The following is a 19,908-nucleotide window of genomic DNA, read 5'->3' on the forward strand; positions in this document are numbered from 1 at the left end:
CCACAGTGGGCATATCGCACCGACGAGACGGGGGAAAACGATGACCAGGTCCTACCTTCGCCGACCGGGGGCCTTGCGCCGGGCCGGCCACCGGATCGCCAACCTGATCCGGCCCGGTGTCGACATCGTGCCCGCCCCCGACGTCCGCGCCGACTACGACGTGGCGGTTCCGGTCCGTGACGGAACGGTGTTGCGGATCAATGTCTTTCACCCCGATTCGGCGGGCCCGCATCCGGTGATCATGTCCGCGCACCCGTACGGCAAAGACCGCGTCCCCGCCCATGGCAGGAACCGGCGCGCGGTCTCGGGCCAGTACCGGCTGATGCCGCAGCCCGCCCGCGTCCGGTTCAGCGAGCTGACCAGCTGGGAGGCACCCGACCCGCTGATTTGGACGGCGCACGGTTTCGTCGTGGTCAACGCGGATCTGCGCGGCGGCGGCACCTCCGAGGGCGTCGGCTCGCTGTTCACCGATACCGAGGCCCAGGACTACTACGACCTCATCGAATGGGTCGCGGCTCAACCGTGGTGCACCGGCCGCGTGGGTCTGGACGGGGTGTCCTATCTGGCCCTGAGCCAGTACCGGGTGGCCGCGCTCCGCCCGCCCCACCTGGCCGCCCTGTGTGTCTGGGAGGGCTTCTCCGATTTCTATCGAGACTTCGCCTACCCCGGCGGAGTTCGTGAGGACGGCTTCAGCGTCTTCTGGAGCAAGGCCACCTCCCGCGAGGCCCGTGTCACGGACGACATCCGCGCCGAGATCCTTCGCCGCCCCGACCGTGACGACTGGTATGCCGACCGCACACCGGATCTGGCTCGCATCACCGTTCCCATGCTGGTGTGTGCCTCCTTCTCCGACCACAGCCTGCACAGCCGTGGCAGCTTCGAGGCGTTCCGGCGGGCCGGTTCCGAGCGCAAATGGCTCTACACCCACCGCGACGGCAAGTGGTCGCATTACTACGGCCCGGAGGCCACTGCCGAGCGAATTCGCTTCTTCGACCACGTCTTGCGCGACGTCGACAACGGGTGGGACACCCGACCGGCGGTCCGCATCGCCGTTCACGAGCAGGGCCCGCATCCGACCGAGATCCACTACGCAGACGACTGGCCGCCCCGGGACGTCGAGACCACCACCCTCCACCTGCGTGCCGACGGCCTGCTGTCCGACGACGCTGGGCCGGCCGACGGACAACGTTCCTTCCGCTCCCGTGGCCGCCCCCTGGCCTGGACCTGGACCGCGCCCACCGATCTGGACATCCTGGGCGCGTCCGCTCTGCACCTGCACGTATCCCTCGCCGACGCGGAGGACCTCAACCTCTTCGCCGTCCTCCGCAAATTCCGTAACGGTCGAGAGATCTGCTTCGAAGGCTCCTACGGCTTCAATGCCGATGTCGTCACCAAGGGCTGGCAGCGCCTGGCCCACCAGACTCTCGACCCGGCTCTGTCCACTCCTCTGCAACCGGTCCACACCCACCACAAGCCCGAACCCCTCACCCCGGGCCACCCCACCCCCATCGACTTGGCCCTGCTGCCCCATGCCACCCGTCTGCGGCGCGGCGAACAACTTCGCCTGGAGCTCAGTGGCCGCTGGCCCTTCGCCCGTGACCCCTTGCGCGGCCAGTTCCCCGCCTGGTATCGCCAATCCCCGAATACCGCCTGTGCCATCCACACCGGCCCTGGCACCCCGAGCGCCCTGACCCTTACTTGGCGGCCAGTCGCATCGAATTGACCACCGCCGCAATGGCTTCAGCACGCCACCCCCGAACAGTCACCCGCGCGGGACGGGAGCGTCCGATGAACGGCTTCCACCTCATCGTCCATCGTTATGAGAAGGCCTCGCCACCCCATGCGGTGAGTGGCGAGGCCGCCGCCGCTGGCTGGGACCGGAAACGGCGAGGCAGGACGATATGTGACCCCGGTCGGGGCGCGCTTCGATACTCAGCGAATTCTCAGAAAGCGCGTTGAGGGCGGCGAACGCCGTTCTCTCGCAGGACCCCGTGGCGAACTTTCCCGGTCGATCGTCCGGTCCGAGCTTGGCCGCCCGTGCCGGCGGAGATCTGTTTTGTAACAGCGGTTTCCGCACTACTGATGTACTCAGTGTCACACCTACTTGCCCCCTGTGCAGGTGAGGTGGGTGGTGGCGTCCTATGCGTCATCGTGCCAGTAGGTGGCCCCGTCCACGCTCGGGCCGTTCGCTGAGTGCCCGCACGGCATTAGGTCGGTCTCCGGCCGTGCGCGCGTCCGTGGACTGGGGTGCGCGACGCTGCGAGCGGAAGAGAATGGCGATTCCATCGGCGCCGCTCAGGGTATGAGTGTGGGCCCCGCCGCTCTCCACGACGGCGAGGCCCACGCGCCGTCCCGACCCAGCTCCGGACCGGGGTGGCGGGGAGGACGGTAGGTGACCCGCGCGCGGATGCGCCACGATACTCAGCAAATTCTCAGCAAAAGCCCACAGACGGGGCGGGGGGAAGCGCTGCCTAGTAGCAGGACCACGCATGCACGGCGTTAGTCGAACTTCGTCGGCCGTGTATGCCTTCGAGAGGCCGCTGGTGTGTCGGGACGCCGACGGCCTCGCTCATGAAACGAGCCCTGCCGAATGTCACGCATCCGGCAGGGCTCGTGTGCCACACACAGGGGGATGGGAGTGGCACATTCTGGAAATCGGGGATTCAGGGCGTCGCGTTACTGCTACGTGCCGGACCGCAGCCGCAGGGCGGGCGGTGGAACGCGGAGTAGGGCGCGGCGGTGCTGCCCCGAGCGCGAATCGCGTCACGCCGGTATGGGAAAGGGCCTCGCCACCCAATTCGGGTGGGTGGCGAGGCCAACGCGCCGTCCCGACCCATCTCCTGACCGGGATAGCGGGGAGGACAGTAGGTGGCCCACGCGCGGGAGCGCCACGATACTCAGCGAATTCTCAGCAAAAGTCCCACGGGCTGGGCGGGGGAGGCGCAGCCTGGGTGCAGGACCAGGCGAGGCATGCGCTGTCTCAAATGGAAAGTTGCGAAACAACTCTGGCAAACCATGCGCGACGGCCGCGCCGACCGACTCGACACGCAGCTCACTGACTTCTCATCGGGTGAAAGGTTCGGAGCGATCGAGCGCGCCTGAAGTACCGTGGAATTGCCGGAAACGTAGCGCTCAGTGGTCATTCGAGACCCACCCCTGGCATTCATTTCAGTCCGCGACGTGTCGAGTCGCCCGGGTCGGTTTGCCGGGCGGCCGGTGTGCCGACGATCCCCACGATCGTCCTGCGGTGTCGACCTACAAGCGCCTGTTGTGGATCACGTAGGGGACGGTCTCGGTGACCGCGATGAGCGCGGTGACCGCGAAGAGGGCAACCATTGGCGACGGGCCGCGGTCGAGTGCGCCGACGATGAGGACCGCACCTCCGAGCACCAATGAAAACCCGACTCCGGCAAACAGATCGAACCGCCGCGGTCGCACCGGCGGCGAACCCAACATCGGAATCCGGTGACCGGCATTCTCATGCAGCGTCCGCGCTGTCGAAATGCTCATGCATCCCATGCCGACTATGACCTCGAGAATTCCGACTGTCCATGCGACCGCGGCACCGGGAGTCGCCATCAACGAGTAGATGAACGCTGCCGGGGACAGCACCATCGCGGGCACTACTTGCCACCACGGCGCATCTATCGGCGGGTCGTAGCGCACCTCAACCGGTCGCATCGGCGGTAGCTCGTTCATTGGCCTCCCCTGTCTCGCTTGCTGCCCTGTACGCGAAAGCTGCTGTATCTGTCCATCGTCCACAGCAGTCGTGTCGGGCTGGTACGTCAGTTGAGTCCTGCGTAGGAGTGCAGGCCCGATACGACGAAGTTGATCGCGAACATGTTGAACAGTGTCGTGGCGAGTGCTGCGACATTGATCCAGGACGCGCGAAGGCTTCCCCATCCGCTGGTAGCTCGGGCGTGCAAGTATGCGGCGTACAGCACCCATGCGATGAAAGAGACGGTTTCCTTCGGATCCCAGCCCCAGAAGCGACCCCACGCGGCCTCGGCCCAGATCGCACCACACATGACCCCGATGGTGTAAAGCGGGAAGCCGACGAGGGTCGTGCGGTAGGCGACCCGGTCGAGCAGTTCCGCGGATGGGAGCCGGTTGGCGATCCACGCCAGCGAGCCACGGGCGCCATCGCGTCCGTAGACGGCGATGACGTGGAGCAAGCTCGCGGTGCTGGCGAAGGTGAGGATCCCGCACGCGGACACGATGATTGTCACGTGGATTGCAATCCAATAGGAGCGCAACGCCGGCACGACGGGAGCTGCTTCGTTGTACATCGCCGCTGCCGCGATGAACAGGAGGATGACCACCGGTGCGAGGACGAACACCGTCAGGTTGCGGATCGGGTACTGCCGCACCGCGACCAGCCAGCAGGCAGTGATCGCTGCACACAGGAACAGTGCGTACTCATAGAGGTTGCCCAGCGGCCACCGGCCGGTCGCCATGCCACGTAGGACGATCGCGGCCACGTTCAATGTCAGGGCAACGAGCGTGACTGCGATGGCGGCACGTCCAGCTCGCTCGCTTGGCGGGCGGATGCTGTCCGCGGCCGAAATCCGCCCCGGCGTATCCGGGGTAGGTGCGCCGACAGCGGTCACAGCCCGGGTCTGGGCGTCTGCCGCGACCCTCCGTCGAACTGAGGTGCCCGCAAAGTCGAACGCCGAAAGAACCAGAGCAAGAACATAGATGGCAAACGCGGACGCGAACGCGTAGTCGCTGTACTGCGCCAGCGTGGTGTTGACCGGCATGAGCCCCCCGTGACTTCTCGGCTACTACGGTGGATCGTAGAGGATTGTCGGTTCGGACTTGACCCGTGCAGCCGCCACCGCCCTCGTACCTCGATCACCTCGGAAGCGCGCATTCCGGTGACCATCCACGCGTGCATGGGGATATCCGACTCACTCGCGGGACCCCGAAGCGCGATCGGCCCAATCAGGGAGTGGTACTCGACTTGTGCTCGTCGTCCCGAAGGTGATGGCCGGCCGATGGATGGATGGAGGGGTGTTCGCCAATGCCAGTTCGGTCTGGGCTGCATGCGGATTGGATAGGTTGACCAGTCGGTAATCACACTTTACGGAGGCTCCCGATCACACAAATCTGGACAAGTTCCAGTTTGTGAAGTCAGCTTCAATGGGCTTCGATTCCGGCCGCCCTACCGACCCTCACTGAATCCGCGGATGACTGGACCGAGGTAGTCGGCCTTTTGTCCGTCGAGGTGGCGTAGATCTGCAGTTGACCACGCCAGGGCGATCCGGTCGAACTCCGGAGTGCGGCCGGCCGCCTTCTCTGAGGACATGAGCAAGGAGTATCGATCATGCAGGAACGTCGCAGACTTTGGCGGGGCTAGGAAATGAACTCCGATGTTGCCATCGTGACCGCGGGTCACTGTCCAAAGTCCTAGCTCTGCTGGCTGCACCTCGACGCCGGTTTCTTCCTCGAGCTCCCGTGAGGCCTGGCGTTGGAGCCAATCGAGGTCAAGTATTTCGTGGTCGGGAGGCGGCTCAACCGATCCACCGGGCAACTGCCACCGTCGGGGTGCCGCGGTTGACGACGACATCTGTCCAACCAGCAATGATCCCTCAGGCGTCGGCTGCAAAGCGGTGACAAAAAGTGATGGATGCCAGGAGGTGGCGCCTGGAACACGACGCAAAGCATGGATCCGGTATGTGGCTCTGGCCCATGAGATCCGCAGTGCTGCCGGCGGGTGCTGCTCGACCGCTGTGCATACCACCACAGGACCGTCGAAGAGATTCGGATTCTCTCGAGTTGCAGCGTCCCACACTGCGTTCATCGCGACCCGCTGATCCGGCGTGATTGTGAGATGTGACGTTTCGACCAGATCAAGATGGCGGACCGGCAAGCACTCAGCATCGGCGGGGTGAGCTGTCACATTCGTGACACTACAACTGGCATGACCTCCGAATGGTGCCGTACACGTGGGAGGAATGGAGGCGCGCGGGCGAAGCGGGTGAGCGACGCCGCCGCCAGCCGTAGCCAGCCTGCCGACTCGGCCGTGGAGTGGTGCGGCTTGGAAGCGCACGGGGGTGGATGGAACGCGCGCGCGTAGTGGCGTGGGCGCGCGATGGAGAGGCGCGAGAGAGAGCAGCAGTGGATGGATGGAATGGTGCGGGTCCGGTCCGCGGCGAGATGGAGCGAGCGAGCGAGGCGATGGAGGCGCGCGCAGCTAAGGAATGGAGCATCAGATCAACAGTCAGAATAGAACAGATGGATGGATGGAGGGGTGTTCACCTATGCCGGCTTGTTCTGGGCTGCATGCTGATTGGATAGGTTGACCAGTCGGTAATCACACTTAACGAGGGCTCCAGATCACACAAACCTGGATGAGTTCCATGTTGCTGATGGTCGGGGCCCGATTGGAACAATCTCCGCTTCGAGCCAGGTCGGCCGATCGAGTCCGGCTGTTATGGACACGACAACGGTCAGGAGCGACGACGCTCACAACCCAAGCGCGCAGACCCCGGGTGACCATCGAGATCCTGCTGCTGTGCGCGATCCTGATGGCCAGCGGTCGGGTCATTCGCTGCGTCCTCGACACCCCGGGCCTCGACGACGTCGAATCCTCCATTCAGACCTCTTCGCCGTTGCCCCCGGACTCATCGTTTCCGGTGGAACCACAGGACGGCGCCATCATTCTGGGGGCAGAACCTCCGTCACGGACTGTCCGCCTCTCCGACTGGCCTCTCGCTTTCGCGCGGGGCAAGGCCGTCCAGCAGAGCGCAGTTCAACTCCGTGGCGGGGCTCATGGGCATGGTGTGGTGCGTTGCTCCGCCAACGATGATCGTGCGCAGCCGCGGGATTGATTCGGTCACGGTCGCCAGTCGCCGGCTGTCGTGCACCTTGCTGCCCTCCGCAAGAATCACCGTCGTGTCGACAGTCAATGCTTCGAGAGCATTTCGCTTGGGCCGCTTAGGAACAACGGTTCTCGACTTCGGGAAATGCTCCGCGCCACGGGCATCCAGATCGAGCCAGTCCTCATCGATGTGCTGCCCGTTGGTCTCCCAACGGATGAAGTCGCCTCTGCGCTTTTCAGTGGGCCGCAGAAGCAACGGAATGGCGCGGGCCAGGTACTGCGCTCGCATGCCGACGAAGCACGAATTTGGGTCGAGCAGCACCAGGTTCTGGACGCGATCGGGCTCGCGGAGCGCGTAGGCGAGCGCGATCATTGCGCCATAGGAGTGGCCGACGAGGCTGAAAGCTGCCAGACCGGCGGCGGTGGTGACATCGTCGAGCCATGACAAGAGGTCATCGACTGTCCGCGGGTGGTTGTCGCCCGCGACGCTCCGGCCGGCGTCGCCGATCAGATCCACCGCGAAGACCCGGTATCGATCGGCGAGAGCAGCGACATTCTGGAACCACACCGTCGAGGTCGCCCCACCTCCGGGCAGGAGTACCAGAGCTCGGGCATCTGCCGGCCCGCAAATGTTGACCCGGGTCGTTCCGTGCTGCGTTTCGAGGTCGACGCTGGTGACGTCGACCGGCCACTTTTCGAGAACTAGGTCGTATGCACCGTAGAAGGCGACTCCTTCCGGGGTGGTGGCGAAATCGACTGTCGACAACTGGGGCATCCGGTCTCCTCGGCAGATAGCTCGATTGATCGAGATAATGGATCTGTCGAGATAGTAGATTGTTGAGGCAATGCTGTCGACCGCAGGAGATCGTGATGGATACCGGAAGTAGACCTGCCGAGGATTCGCTCAATACGGTGCACCGGCTTCGGGCGCTGACGGTCGAGTTGCACCTTCTGGGCGCGGAGTTTGGGCGAGTGTATGGCTTGCATTCCACCGACGTCCGAGCACTGATCTGCCTACTTGACGCCGAACGCAGCAGCCGCCCGGCGACCCCGAGTTGGTTGGGGGAGCAGCTCCACCTCAACTCCGCATCAGTGACCGCACTGATCGACCGCATGGAAAAGGCGGGACATGTGCGGCGTCAACGGGACTCGCAGGACCGCAGAAGGGTCTTCGTTGAGGTGACTCCTGAAGCCGTGGAGCTCGGTTGGGCGTTCTTCGGGCCAGCGATCGCGAATGCGTTGGCCGCCATTGGCACGTACAGCCCTCAGGAAATGGAGACTGTGGTCAGGTTCTTGACTGACATGCAGGCGGCTGTCGCGAGCACTCGCCGGGATCCCGACATCAACGAGTAGCGGCGCGACGGTCGGTCGCGCGCGCAATCGACTGCTTTCACGCCACCCGACTTGCGAACGCTCATCTAGGACGTGGCTGAGTTCAGGAGACTGACTGTGCTGATCACACCGCCTCGCGAAGCAAACACTGAGCAGGACCGGCTGAGCTGGAAGGCCGCCGCGGATGGATGTTCGGCGTGTCAATCCATCTCGTTTCATCCTGGGTTACATGTGAATGGCTAGGTTGACCAGTCAGTAGTCACGCATCGACAACGGCTCTTGATCACAAACTGGATGAGCTCCCGGGGTGCAATCGCTCGATCTTTCGCCGTTGATGCAGCGGTCCCCTCGCGCAGCAGAGTCACCTCGTGATGAACTCGTTGGCGCGGTGGGTGATGTGGTCGCGCAGACGGGTGACTGCGGCGGTCGGCCGATGATTGCCCGTGGCGAGCCCGATGGTCCGGTCGCTCACTCCGGGCAGGTGGATGCTCACGAGGTCGGGGTGAGGGGTTTCCGCGGCCGGTAGCAGGGCAATGCCGAGGCCGTGCCCGACGAGGACCCGGATCGTCTCGAACTCGCTGATCTCGAATGCTACGTGCGGGTTGAACCCTGCATCGGCGCACCAGGAGTCGAGGCTCTGCCGCAGGTGGTAGGACGGTGGGCTGGCGATGAAATGCTCCTGATCGAGTTCCGCGAGGTCGACCTGTGTGCGTCCGGCCAGCGGGTGGGTGCGTGCGACGTGGAGCAGGATGCGCTGGTGTCCCAGAACAGTTACGGGCAGGTCGTCGGGCGGCGGGATCATCACGGCGAGGTCGAGGCGGCCATCGCGCACCATCCCGGCGAGCGCTTCGCCGTGTGCCTGCACAAGATGCAGTCGAATTCTCGGCGCTACCCGGTGAAACTCGGCGAGCAACGAGGGGATGCTCACCGGTCCGAGGGTGAGGGGGAACCCGAAGCGGACGAGTCCGCTGTCGGGGTCGGCGTTGCTGCGCACCGCGCTCACAGCGTCATCGAGTGCCCACACCAGGTCTCGGGTTCGTTCGTGGAGTTCGCGTCCGGCGGTGGTGAGGGAGACTCCACGCCCGACTTGTTGGAAAAGGGGCACACCCAGCGTGTGCTCCAAGGCCTTGAGGCGTCGGCTCAGTGACGACTGCGGCACTCCGAGCAGGTCCGCTGCGCGGGTGATGTGGCCTTCACGGGCAGCGGTGTCGAACGCGGCCAGTAGCGGAACCACGGCCGCGACCTCGTCCGACAGGAATCGATCCATACTCGGATGATAAGGCCTTGATCTGGTCATTGGACGGATGAGTGGTGCGGGAGCACCCTGGGGGCCACCACCGACGAACAAGGAGCGCGATCCCATGGACCACAGTGAATCGGCAAGCGCAGGAACGAGTATCGACCACGACGTAGTCGACGTCGTCCTCATCGGTAGCGGCGTCATGTCCGCAACCCTGGGTGCGTTGCTCGCCAGGTTGCAGCCCGACTGGTCGATTGTCGTGCTCGAGCGCCTCGGCGAGATCGCTGGCGAGAGTTCGTGTACATGGCACAACGCCGGTACCGGCCATGCGGGGCTGTGCGAGCTCAACTACATGCCCGATCCTGGGGACTCGGCGAAGGCGGAGGCCATCGGACGCCAGTTCCACCTCTCTCGTCAGTTGTGGGCCGCGCTGGTCGAGGGCGGTGACCTGCCCACTCCCGCGTCTTTCATCAATTCGACGCCGCATATGGACGTCGTCTTCGGCGATCGCGATGTCGACTATCTGCGGCAACGGTTCGCCACCCTGCAGCGCTCGCCGCTGTTCTCGGCGATGCAGTACACCGAGGATCCCGACGTGATCCGTCGATGGGCGCCGTTGTTGATGGAGGGGCGCACCGGTATTGGGCCGATCGCTGCGACACGGTATAAGGCGGGCACCGACGTCGACTTCGGCGCGCTGACCCGTTCTCTGGTCTGCGCCATGACCCGGCGCGGTGCACAGGTCCGCCTGCACCATGAGGTCACCGGGCTCTCCCGGGGAGCCGACGGCCAGTGGACCGTGACGGGCCGCGACCGCAGCTGCGGGGATCGCTTCAGGATCAGGTCCCGGTTCGTCTTCGTCGGCGCCGGCGGATACGCCCTCAAGCTCCTACAGAAGGCAAAGATTCCGGAGGTGCGTGGGTACGCAGTCTTCCCGCTCGGCGCGCAGTTCCTGCGCACCAGCAACCCCGACGTCGTCGCACAGCACACCGCGAAGGTCTACAGCCAAGCCTCCGTTGGTGCCCCGCCGATGTCGGTGCCCCACCTCGACCGGCGAGTGGTCGACGGTCGCCCGTCGCTGATGTTCGGGCCCTACGCGACGTTCAGTACCAGGCTCCTCAAGCACGGCAGGCTCACCGACCTGTTCACGACAATCCGACTGCGCAACATCGCACCGCTGCTCGCCGTCGGCGCTCAGAACCTGCCGCTCGTGCGCTACCTGATTGGTGAGCTGCTGGCATCACGGAGACGAAAGCTCGCACAGCTGAAGCGTTTCTACCCAGGCGCCGACCCCGCCGACTGGGAGCTGGTGCAGGCGGGCCAACGCGCTCAGTTGATCAAGCCGGACCCGCGAAGGGTCGGTGTACTGACCTTCGGGACCGAACTGGTCATTGGGGCCGACGAGACCATCGCGGGACTGCTTGGCGCATCACCTGGTGCCTCGATCGCCCCGTCCGTGATGGTCGACCTCCTCGCGACCTGCTTCCCCGAACACTACGAACAATGGGAGCCGACGTTGCTTGAGCTGATGCCGGCGATCGAGACTCGAGTGGACGCAGACCAGCACACCATCGACAGCAACCTCGACCGCACCGGGCGAATCCTCGGCGTGGCATAGCGATCCAGCTCCGGGTAACGCGCGACCTAGTGCAAGGAGATCCTGGGCTGTGCGCACTGGTGAACCCAAGCGGGCCTCATGAGTGAACACTCGATGGTTTCCTCGACAGGTTCGTGGCCGCGAGAGGCGCTCAGAGAATACGATCCCCGCTGAACACATCAAGGGGGGAGCTGCCCGCCGGGCGGGGACAGCTGACAGTGGAACGGACGTCGAATGAACACCATCGCGCGCGCTGACAGCGCCGAACGATCCGAGATCATCCAGCAGGCGAACAGCCTCTGGCGACGTGCCGGTGTCCGCGGGGCCGATCGCAGGATGCTGCTTTCGGAATTGAAGACTGAACTCCGCGGCGTCGACCCAGATGGTCACGGTATGCAAGCGGCCCCGGATCCCGTGAGCGAGCGGATGCTCCGGGAGCGGGCGCTCGAACGGGGTATGTGCGGTCGCGCGTTGCGGTTGGAATTGGCTATTCCAGCCGCCGTTCTCGGACTCGTGGCTGGTCTAATTACTCCTTCGCTCGTGCTCTGGCTCGTGCTCTCACTAGTGCTCTCGCCACTTTCGGCGATCCAGATGGGGCAGTACGCACGCCCGGTGAATGTCTCGTCCGGGATTCTGGGATATCTGTGTGCACTGTTGTTCGTGTGGCGGTTCCTGCACAACTACGGTGATCCTCGCGCCACGTCGACCGTGCGGTGGCTCGCTGCGCTACTTCCGGTTGGTGCCGCGCTCAGTGTCGGTGCGGTGGTTCTCATCACGCGGACGACGAACTTCTTCACGTCTCTCACGGCGTACCTGGTGGGTGTAGCGGTCGTCATCGGTGTTGTGGCCGTCGGGATCGGGCTGACTGTTGGGATCGCTCGGTTCTTGGCCGTCAGGACGCCAAACAGGACCGAGCCCAATCTCATCTAGAGGTTCGATGCGCGGTGGTAGTCGGCGCCAGTCGCATCCCGCTCACTCGAGGTCGACGGCGAGTCCGCTCTCATGACGGATCAGCCCATGAACTGTCGTCGTGTCCTGTCTATTCAAGTAGGTGTGCGGGGCTGTGTAATTTTCGCCCACCGAGCGGCCGTTACTTGAGGACGGGGTGAGCGAGGGGGACCGATGGGCGCCGACGAGGCGAGATTCACGGAGATGTACACGCGGTTGTACTCCCGCGTGGGGGCGTACACCCGTCGGCGGGCCACAGATTCGGCCGCCCAGGACGCCACCGACGAAACCTTCCTTATCGCGTGGCGGAAGCTGCACCAGCTCCCAGACGATCCGCTGCCATGGCTATTGGTGACAGCGCGAAACGTTCTCTCCGAGTATCGGCGCCGCACTGACCGACAGGAGGCGTTGGTCGAACGGATGACGGCGAGCTTGCTCGAGTTCGAGGCTGCCGAGCCAGGAGCGGACCACGCTGCTGTTGAACGCCTCGCAGTACTGGGCGCGCTGGCATCCCTCTCCGATCGCGACCGGGAGACCCTGATGCTGACAGTGTGGGATGGCCTGAGCCACGCACAATCAGCCGAAGTCATGGGTTGCAGCACCTCGGCCTTTGCGGTCCGGCATCACCGCGCCCGGCGTCGGCTGGAGGTCGCACTGTCCGCCCAGGACCCGAGCACCGTCAACCCCACATTGCGGAGCGAAAGGGACGCGAGATGAGCGACGACCGAACAGCTCTCGCCAGGATGGAACGTCAGAATCCGGTGTCGCCGGATGCCGAGCTGGCGCCGCCACCCGGTGCCCTGGAATCGATCCTGCTACACGAACGAGACCACTCGGAAGGCCGCACTCGGCAGTACCGGCCGCTGCTCGTTGCGGCGAGCGTCATGGTTGCGGCGGGGTTGGCGATCAGCGCATTGGTCGCACTGAATCAGGACGAGCAGGGACGAACCGTCGCCACCCCCGGCTCGACTGCCGAACGGACCTTCTCGCTGCCGCCAACCAATCCCGATGCGGCCGTGTTCCCACCGGTCGGCGCGAATCCAGGCGATGCTGCGACCGCCCCCATGCTGCACTTCGTCGCCTATAGCAGCCCGGTCTCCTCACACGAGCTGCTGTTGAACCTGGCTGACCGAGCTGAGCAGCAGCCACCCGCTCGAGGCGAAGGGCCGTACGAGTATGTGACGAGCCGCGGGTGGTACCTGACAACTCATCAGACCACCGATGGTCTGGTTCTCAGAACCGAGATCGCGGAGATCAACCGCGAGCAGTGGCGCGCCGAGGACGGGTCTGGTCGTGTGACCGACACCGAGAACGGTGTCACCCAATCCTGGGAAGTAAGTCCCCAGGAACACCCATGGACTCGGCTGGATACGGGGGACGAATCGGCCCCGGTGCTACGCGATCAACTCCTCGACGACGGGCAGGGCCGAACAGTCCAGCAATGGTTCGGCGCGTTCAGAGATACTTGGGCATCACAGATCGCCTCGCCGGAACTCCAATCGGCCTACCTGAGCCTCCTCGCAGACCAAAACGACATCGAGGTCCTCGGAGCCGTCAACGATCGTGTGGGGCGCCCCGGAATCGCCGTCAGCACCTCGACCGGCGATCGAAAGCTCGTCCTCATCCTCGACGAATCGACCGGCGCACTACTCGACTACGAGGAGATCGCACTCATCCCGGAAGCTGCAGAAGTTCCAATCCCCCTGCCCTCCACAGTCAATTACACAGTCTGGCTCGACACAGCTCGCGTGGGGTCGGTAGGCGAGCGGCCGTAGCGGGACCTAGAGCGGCACGCGGTGGATGGTTTTGAGAATGTTGATAGGGCGTGTTGTCGTTCAGCCGAGTGCCACGGGAAGTAGGCCGCGCGGAGTCTCCTGAGTGATCTGGTTCAACGCCGACTTGAGCGTCGGGTATTTGAACCGGAAGCCGGTATCTGCGAGCACAGCCGGGTCGACCCAACGGCTCTTGAGTACCAGCTCAGCCTCGGTGCGGATGATCCGTGCGCCGAGTTCCAGCATCCAGTCGGGTGTCGGTAACCCGCGCTGTCGACCCAGAGCAGTTCGCATCTCACGCATCATCTGGTCGTTGGTCACCGGGACCGGCGCTGCGATGTTGACCGGCCCAGAGATGTCCTGGTGTTCGAAGACATGGGTGATCGAGCGAACGACATCCTCAACGTGCACCCAACTGAACATCTGCCCACCATCGCCCATCTTGCCGCCGAAGCCCAGGCGGGTCAGATTGATGATGGGGTTGATCGCCCCGCCGCCGGCGCCGAGCACGATCGACATCCGGAGCGCGACCTTGCGGATGGGTGTTGGTGCATCGGATAGCTCCTGCTCCCAGGCTCGTGCGACGGCCACCGAGAATCCCTTGCCTAGCTCGCCGGTCGCCTCGTCCATCGGTCGATCACGAGCATCTCGGTAGATCGTGCCGGTGCTGGCATTTGCCCACAGCGACGGAGGCTGCGGCGTGCGGGCCAGTGCACGACCAAGCAAGGCGGTGGTTTCCACCCGTGATGAGAAGATCTCATCGGCATTGCGTTTGTTGTAGCGGCAGCTCACCGAACGGCCGGCGAGGTTGACGACCAGATCTGCGCCGCTGAGAACATCGACGACACTTTGCTCATCGGACCAGGTCGCATCGCTCACGCCGCCTCGGCCGATCGTCCGCACCGCGACCTCGCCCGCTTCGAGCGATCGGCGAAGGTACTGCCCGATGTAACCCGAAGCGCCGCAAATGACGACGCTGTTCATAGTGCTCATCGCGTTGTGACTCCTTCTCTGACACCGATATTGGCCATCAACTTGGCGACGTCGCCGACGATGCCCCGGGCAACTGGCAACCGGGCGAGCTTGACTGCCTTGGCGACCACAGGGGAAAGACCGTCGATCAGCGCACGGGTGCGCGTCTGCTCGGGAGACGAATCAGTGACCCAGTGCAACGTCACACCGAGATACGCGAGCCACAGAAGTGCGGGGAGCTGCTTCTCCAATGACGGCGGCGTCTTCTGACGCGAGGCAACCAGAACATCGCGCATCAGATCGATGGCCATCGCCCGCGCGTCGGTCGACTCGACCGAAAACGGGCTAGATCGCGATGTGGTCGGCAGGGCACTCTGCAGAAATGTGCCGCCGAAGCCGTGATAAGGAGCCATGACATCGAGTCCGGAGTGCAGGACCGTCCTCAAGTTCTCCTCGAGTGAGCCACCCTCACGCAGGAGCGGCAGCACCCGATCACGGTGATCGCGCTGGATCACCAGATACAGCTCATGAACGAGCTCGTCCTTGCTGGCGAAGTAGTAGTAGGCATTACCGAGCGAGACGCCTGCCTCCTTCGCGATCCGACGCATGGTCGTCGGCTGGAAGCCCTCGTCACGAAAGAGCCGCAACGCGGTCTCCACCAGCTTCTCCCGAGTCTCGGTCCCGCGATCGCTCATCGCATCTCCCTATTTGAACGCGTTCAACTTCAGCGTAACGCCTCATTTGAACACGTTCAAAGAGGGCAGTCGGTGCCCACCCCGTCAGGCTCGTCGGCTCATCCGCAGCGGAAGTCGGCACCGCGCTGGTGGGGCGACATATCGGCCGAATCGTGTGGCCCGCCATAGATGGTTTGGTCGCGGTCACCGTACTGGCCCGGCGATGATCGCCGTCGCTGGAATCTGCCTCCTCTGGGTGCGGGCCCCGGTCTAGCATCGGTTCCGGTCGGCGATCACGCCGGCCGGAACGGGGGCGTTGTGCGGTGGTTGCTGTCGGTACTCGCGGTGCTGGGGCTGGCGGGAGTGCTGCCGTTGTCCGCTCCTGGCGTGGCTCATGCCTGCTCGTGCGTCTACGAGCCCGACGGTCCTCGGATAGTCGAGCAGGTCTCGTATGCCGCGTCGGTCTTCACCGGGACCGCGACGGCGAAGCGCGTCGAAGATCAAACCGAGTTTTACGAGTTCGATGTCCGTGAGGTGTTCGAGGGCGACGTCGGTGCTGAGACGGTGGTGTCGTCGAGTGTGCAGAGCGCTGCCTGTGGGCGCGGCTTCGATATCGGTACCGAGTATCTTGTGTTCACTTCGACATACGACACCAAGGGTGCACCGTGGTCGGTCGACAGTTGTTCGGCGACAACCGAATCGAGAAACAACCGGACTCGCGACGCTGCGGTGACCGTCTATGGGGCGCCGTTAGCAATTGATCCACAGGACCAGGTCTTTGTCTTCATCGACGACGGCGGTGAGGGCGCCGGGGACGCCGCCGGTGCATCGTGGTGGTGGAGGCTCGCCTTCGCGGGAGGTGCGGTCGTGATCGCGGGGGCACTGGTGCGCCGGTGGATCCGGTCACGCAGGTAAGCGGCGGCCCCGATCCCGGCCCCGCGTTTGCCGGACTACCCACCTCACGATTGCGGCCGGCCTGCGAACACGCTAAAGGTCCGAGGCCTGCTGCCACGGCAGGTGGCGCGTCCGGTTTCCCGGGTACACCCACAACGCTTCTACCGGGCGCGGGCATGTGGACAGTGCCCTAGCTGTGCCCGGTTACGGCGAGGTAATCGCGTCGCGCTCCTTGACGTGCATTCTCAGGTTTTCGCGGTAGAACGCGTATCGCTGATGATCCGCGAGCGCGGTGCGTACCTCCTCATCGGTGAATCCCGTGTGGCCCAGAAGGCACAGCCGAAGGACCCAGATCACAGACGATTCCGCGATCATCCAGTTGAGGAACTGAGCGTCGAATGTTCGCCCAGTGTTGTGATGCGCCAGGTCGTTTCGTGCCGTCTTTACCAACCTCGCCCACTCGGCGACGGGATCGGTGATATCGCTGGCAATACGCTGGGCCATCGCGTGAAGGTCTCCGGCGCGGCCGACGTAGTCTCGCTTGCTGCCGACAATTCGCTTGTGAATCCCCTCGACGAGGGAGCACGCAATGAGCGCGTGAACTTGGATCGCCTGCTTTTCGACCGGGTCGGCAACAGCGGCGGCGAGCCCATCCATCGTCTGTTCGATCGCCAGCCACCGCGCGACGCGCTCGAGTGTGAGAGCGTCGGGTGACAAGAGATTGCGCGGGTTGGGTGCCGACGTTGTGCACGGATCCGTGCGATCTGTCTTGACCTCCAACCAGTCCGATTGTCCGGCGTTGCGGATCTGTACCCGCGTTGGTGTCAGCTCCGCGTCGAGCGCCAGCTTCGCCAACGTCACCACGGATCGGACCGCGCGATCGGCCGAGCGGATCGACATGGTCGACGACGGCCGGAACTCCAGCCATGTCTCGCCTCCGACACGCTCACACACGATCTCGCCCGCATCATCGGACGCCGACGCGCGGTCGGGCAGGTGCGACCACCAAACCGGGCTATCGAGGACAAGCTTCACCGCGTCCAACTGGGTCGCATGCCCTTCGGTTAGATGGGCGCCAATGATGAGCGTGTACGGGTCCCAGACTTGCTGGAGGGGCGGCGTCGTGAAGTCGAACAGATTCATCGGAGGGTGCTGGAGATAAGAATCGACACACGTCACCGGACCCAGGTCGGTGTCGCCCAAGATCAGACGGGGCACGCCGTCGGCGACGATTCGAGCTGGATCACCGCTGCGTGTGATCTGTAACCCGCCAGTCTCGGGCGTCACGGTGAATGGCGCGGCGGCCTCGTCGATCACTCGCGACTTGAGAGTGAGCCGTGCCGGCGACCCTGGCTCCCATGTCAACGCGCCATCGATGCGCTTGCTGTTGTCTTCAGAGGACCAGAACTGCCCAGGTGTTTCCAGCGATTCCACTCGATCAAGCTACTTGCGACACCAGATCTCGCAGGCAGAACGTCGTATTTGCCGCCATCGCAGAACACGAGGATCAGTCAGCGCTGGAGCCTGCCGGATACGAGCGCCTGCGCTGACTTCCAGACCGGGCGCCACGGCCGTCTCCGAAGGAGTCTAGAGAGGTCGTATCCGCTCGTTACGGTCGTAACGTGGTAGCTCATCACGAGGAGGCGACGAGACGGTGGATGGACGGTATGCGAGCACCAGCAGTCGCCGGACCTGGTCGCGGCGTTCGAGGCCACCGAGACGGTCGGGGAGGAGCTGTCTCTGTCGTACAACATCGCCCCGACGAAGCGGGTGGACGTGGTGCTTGAAGGGTCGCCCAGCGACGAGCCCGGCGTCGACCCGGTCCGGCAGGTCAAACAGCACGGTGAAGTGGGGCCTTTTACTGGACTACGGATCGGGTCAGTGGATGCGCGGTGCAACTCGTCGAAGGATGACGCAACCATTTCTGTTGCCGTAGGTTCCGCGAGTTCTTTGCCGCCGAACCGATTGACTTCGTAGCTTGCGATCCGCAGGCGGCGGTGACGTGGGATCAGTATCGCGTAGGTCGGTCAACTGGCGGATGTGCAGGCTTCCCACGGTGCGGTCTTCCTATCGTTGTCGGTGTGTCTGCGAGACTCCTCGAATGGAACACATCGGGCGCGAAGCAGCAGCACTGCTCAACGAAGCTGGGGTCGAACTCGACCGCGGTCTGACCGATGCTGAGTTTTCCAATGTTCACGAACGCTTTGGATTTCACTTCAACCCCGACCACCGAAGTCTTCTGGCGACGGCTCTACCAGTCGGCGACGGCTGGCCGGACTGGCGTAATGGCGACGATCTCAAGCTGGGTACCTGGCTGGACCGCGTCGCCGAGGGCTTCATTTGGGATGCACTGCATCAGACACCGCCCTTCTGGCCGGCGTCGTGGGGCAAACTGCCTTCCACATCCGAGAATGTGGCCACAACCGTGCGTCGGGAACTCGGGGCGTGGCCGCGCCTCGTCCCGATCTACGGGCACCGTTTCACGCCCGCCGCACCCTCCCCGACGGGATCGCCGGTCTTCTCGGCATGGCAGACCGACATCATCTATTACGGGGCGAACCTCGTCGAATACCTGACCAATGAGTTTCCTCTCGGTCAGGGCCGGAAGTCTCTTCGCCCATCACCGTCCGCGTGCCGTTTTGGTCCCGGTTCGTCGAGTCGGCCAACAGCGCAGAATCAATCTGACCGGCACCACCGCGCGACGCGGTGGTGCTCGGTATCCACAGGACCTTGGTTGCTTGGCGCAGGGTCAACCCGGTCGAGAACCTCAGGGGTGTGCATCTGCTGCAAGCACGGCAGGTGGATTGTGCACCGGTGTGGTTCGACGGCCATACCGGTCAGGTGGTGGCCCCGATCGGTGCGCTCTGCGAAGCAGCGTGGTGACCTGTCCGGTCTAGGGCCGAATGGCGCGCGTGGGAATTGCCCATAATGATCTTGTCGTTCTGATCAATCGAGCCACGCCGTCCGGCATCGTCGTTTCAGCCGCCGCTCGTCGCTGCTCGGCTGGGGACGGCAGTGATACTGGCTGGGTGAGCATCACACGGTGTAGGGACCTGACCGCGGCGCGGTGGATCGAACAACGACCCGAGGACTGGGGTCGGCTCGCCGCCCGGGGCCCGGTCTGCTTCGACAGGTACTCGAGGCTGCGGATCATCCCCGACCCGGCCTTTCCGGGGCAACGGGAGACCGACGTCCACGTCGGTGCCGACGCCTTGCACGACACCGACCAGATCGGGGTCGTGTTGGCAGCGTTGGCGCGATACACCGAAACTCCCGACGACTGCTACTTCCTCGTCTGGGAGGGATGGCCGAGTTTCCACTCCGACGGCCCGTTCCCGAGGGTGGCTATCCCCAACCGTGGCTACTACCTCTTTCACGGCTCGCTCGCGGACTTCCCCTACTGGAACAGTCAGTTCGAGGCGCTGCTCGGTGACAAGGACGCACCGACTCCGTCGTTCGTGTGGCCCGCAGATCGCGCTTGGTGCGTGACGTGTGACGTCGACCCCCACTTCGCCACGATCGGCGCATCCGCCGAGGCGATCGCTGCGACGTTGGCCCTGCCGGAAGTCGACGTCGTCGTCGACGACCCAGACGTTGAGCCGCCCTACTACTGCTGATACCCGAAGTGCCGGGTCAGTGCTGAGGCGGGTAGGGGT

At 64.3% G+C, this 19,908-nt stretch carries 15 protein-coding genes; 8 read left to right on the forward strand and 7 right to left on the reverse strand.

Annotated features, from left to right (window positions below):
• The first annotated feature begins 40 nt into the window (after positions 1–40).
• A complete protein-coding gene (locus RM1_RS16330; protein WP_072752801.1) occupies positions 41–1,723 on the forward strand; it encodes a CocE/NonD family hydrolase in 1,683 nt (560 codons plus the stop codon).
• A 1,532-nt stretch (positions 1,724–3,255) separates the two neighbouring features.
• On the opposite strand, the gene RM1_RS16335 is transcribed toward RM1_RS16330, so the two are convergent.
• From RM1_RS16335 to RM1_RS16350, 3 genes are all read right to left on the reverse strand, one after another.
• A complete protein-coding gene (locus RM1_RS16335) occupies positions 3,256–3,699 on the reverse strand; it encodes a hypothetical protein (protein ID WP_169922338.1) in 444 nt (147 codons plus the stop codon).
• 86 nt (positions 3,700–3,785) lie between these two features.
• Positions 3,786–4,760 carry a c-type cytochrome biogenesis protein CcsB gene (gene ccsB / locus RM1_RS16340; RefSeq protein ID WP_072752803.1) on the reverse strand — a complete coding sequence of 325 codons (975 nt, stop codon included), beginning with the start codon at positions 4,758–4,760 and terminating at the stop codon, positions 3,786–3,788.
• 1,923 nt (positions 4,761–6,683) lie between these two features.
• A complete protein-coding gene (locus RM1_RS16350; protein ID WP_072752805.1) occupies positions 6,684–7,598 on the reverse strand; it encodes an alpha/beta fold hydrolase in 915 nt (304 codons plus the stop codon).
• 95 nt (positions 7,599–7,693) lie between these two features.
• Between RM1_RS16350 and RM1_RS16355 the strand changes: the two genes are divergently transcribed.
• A complete protein-coding gene (locus tag RM1_RS16355) occupies positions 7,694–8,176 on the forward strand; it encodes a MarR family winged helix-turn-helix transcriptional regulator (protein WP_072752806.1) in 483 nt (160 codons plus the stop codon).
• A gap of 340 nt (positions 8,177–8,516) precedes the next feature.
• On the opposite strand, the gene RM1_RS16360 is transcribed toward RM1_RS16355, so the two are convergent.
• Positions 8,517–9,422: a LysR family transcriptional regulator gene (locus tag RM1_RS16360; protein WP_174562959.1), complete on the reverse strand. Its 906-nt coding sequence runs from the start codon at positions 9,420–9,422 to the stop codon at positions 8,517–8,519.
• A 94-nt stretch (positions 9,423–9,516) separates the two neighbouring features.
• On the opposite strand from RM1_RS16360, the gene mqo reads away from it, so the two are divergent.
• The 4 genes from mqo (at position 9,517) to RM1_RS16380 (ending at position 13,715) form a co-directional block, all read left to right on the forward strand.
• Positions 9,517–11,013 carry a malate dehydrogenase (quinone) gene (gene mqo, locus RM1_RS16365; protein ID WP_072752807.1) on the forward strand — a complete coding sequence of 499 codons (1,497 nt, stop codon included), beginning with the start codon at positions 9,517–9,519 and terminating at the stop codon, positions 11,011–11,013.
• Between the two features lie 213 nt (positions 11,014–11,226).
• A complete protein-coding gene (locus RM1_RS16370; protein WP_072752808.1) occupies positions 11,227–11,922 on the forward strand; it encodes a hypothetical protein in 696 nt (231 codons plus the stop codon).
• A 192-nt stretch (positions 11,923–12,114) separates the two neighbouring features.
• On the forward strand, positions 12,115–12,657 hold the full coding sequence (locus RM1_RS16375) for an RNA polymerase sigma factor (RefSeq protein ID WP_072752809.1): 543 nt from the start codon (positions 12,115–12,117) through the stop codon (positions 12,655–12,657).
• Entirely contained in the window at positions 12,654–13,715 is a 1,062-nt protein-coding gene (locus RM1_RS16380) for a hypothetical protein (RefSeq protein WP_143069488.1), read from the forward strand. The genes RM1_RS16375 and RM1_RS16380 overlap by 4 nt, the downstream gene beginning before the upstream one ends.
• Positions 13,716–13,775: 60 nt before the next feature.
• Here RM1_RS16380 and RM1_RS16385 read toward each other — a convergent pair whose 3' ends face one another.
• Both RM1_RS16385 and RM1_RS16390 read right to left on the reverse strand, forming a co-directional pair.
• Positions 13,776–14,705 (reverse strand): TIGR01777 family oxidoreductase, encoded by a 930-nt coding sequence (locus RM1_RS16385; RefSeq protein WP_245816391.1) that lies wholly within the window; start codon positions 14,703–14,705, stop codon positions 13,776–13,778.
• Positions 14,702–15,379, reverse strand: coding sequence for a TetR/AcrR family transcriptional regulator (locus RM1_RS16390; protein ID WP_072752812.1), 678 nt, complete (start codon positions 15,377–15,379; stop codon positions 14,702–14,704). The genes RM1_RS16385 and RM1_RS16390 overlap by 4 nt, the downstream gene beginning before the upstream one ends.
• 297 nt (positions 15,380–15,676) lie before the next feature.
• Between RM1_RS16390 and RM1_RS16395 the strand changes: the two genes are divergently transcribed.
• A complete protein-coding gene (locus tag RM1_RS16395; protein WP_072752813.1) occupies positions 15,677–16,273 on the forward strand; it encodes a hypothetical protein in 597 nt (198 codons plus the stop codon).
• A gap of 183 nt (positions 16,274–16,456) precedes the next feature.
• Here RM1_RS16395 and RM1_RS16400 read toward each other — a convergent pair whose 3' ends face one another.
• On the reverse strand, positions 16,457–17,686 hold the full coding sequence (locus RM1_RS16400; protein WP_143069489.1) for an ApeA N-terminal domain 1-containing protein: 1,230 nt from the start codon (positions 17,684–17,686) through the stop codon (positions 16,457–16,459).
• A gap of 1,595 nt (positions 17,687–19,281) precedes the next feature.
• On the opposite strand from RM1_RS16400, the gene RM1_RS16410 reads away from it, so the two are divergent.
• A complete protein-coding gene (locus tag RM1_RS16410; RefSeq protein WP_072752815.1) occupies positions 19,282–19,869 on the forward strand; it encodes a hypothetical protein in 588 nt (195 codons plus the stop codon).
• Positions 19,870–19,908: the final 39 nt, after the last annotated feature.

This window comes from Rhodococcus maanshanensis NBRC 100610 (genome assembly GCF_001894865.1).
Taxonomy (GTDB): Bacteria; Actinomycetota; Actinomycetes; order Mycobacteriales; family Mycobacteriaceae; genus Rhodococcus_G; species Rhodococcus_G maanshanensis.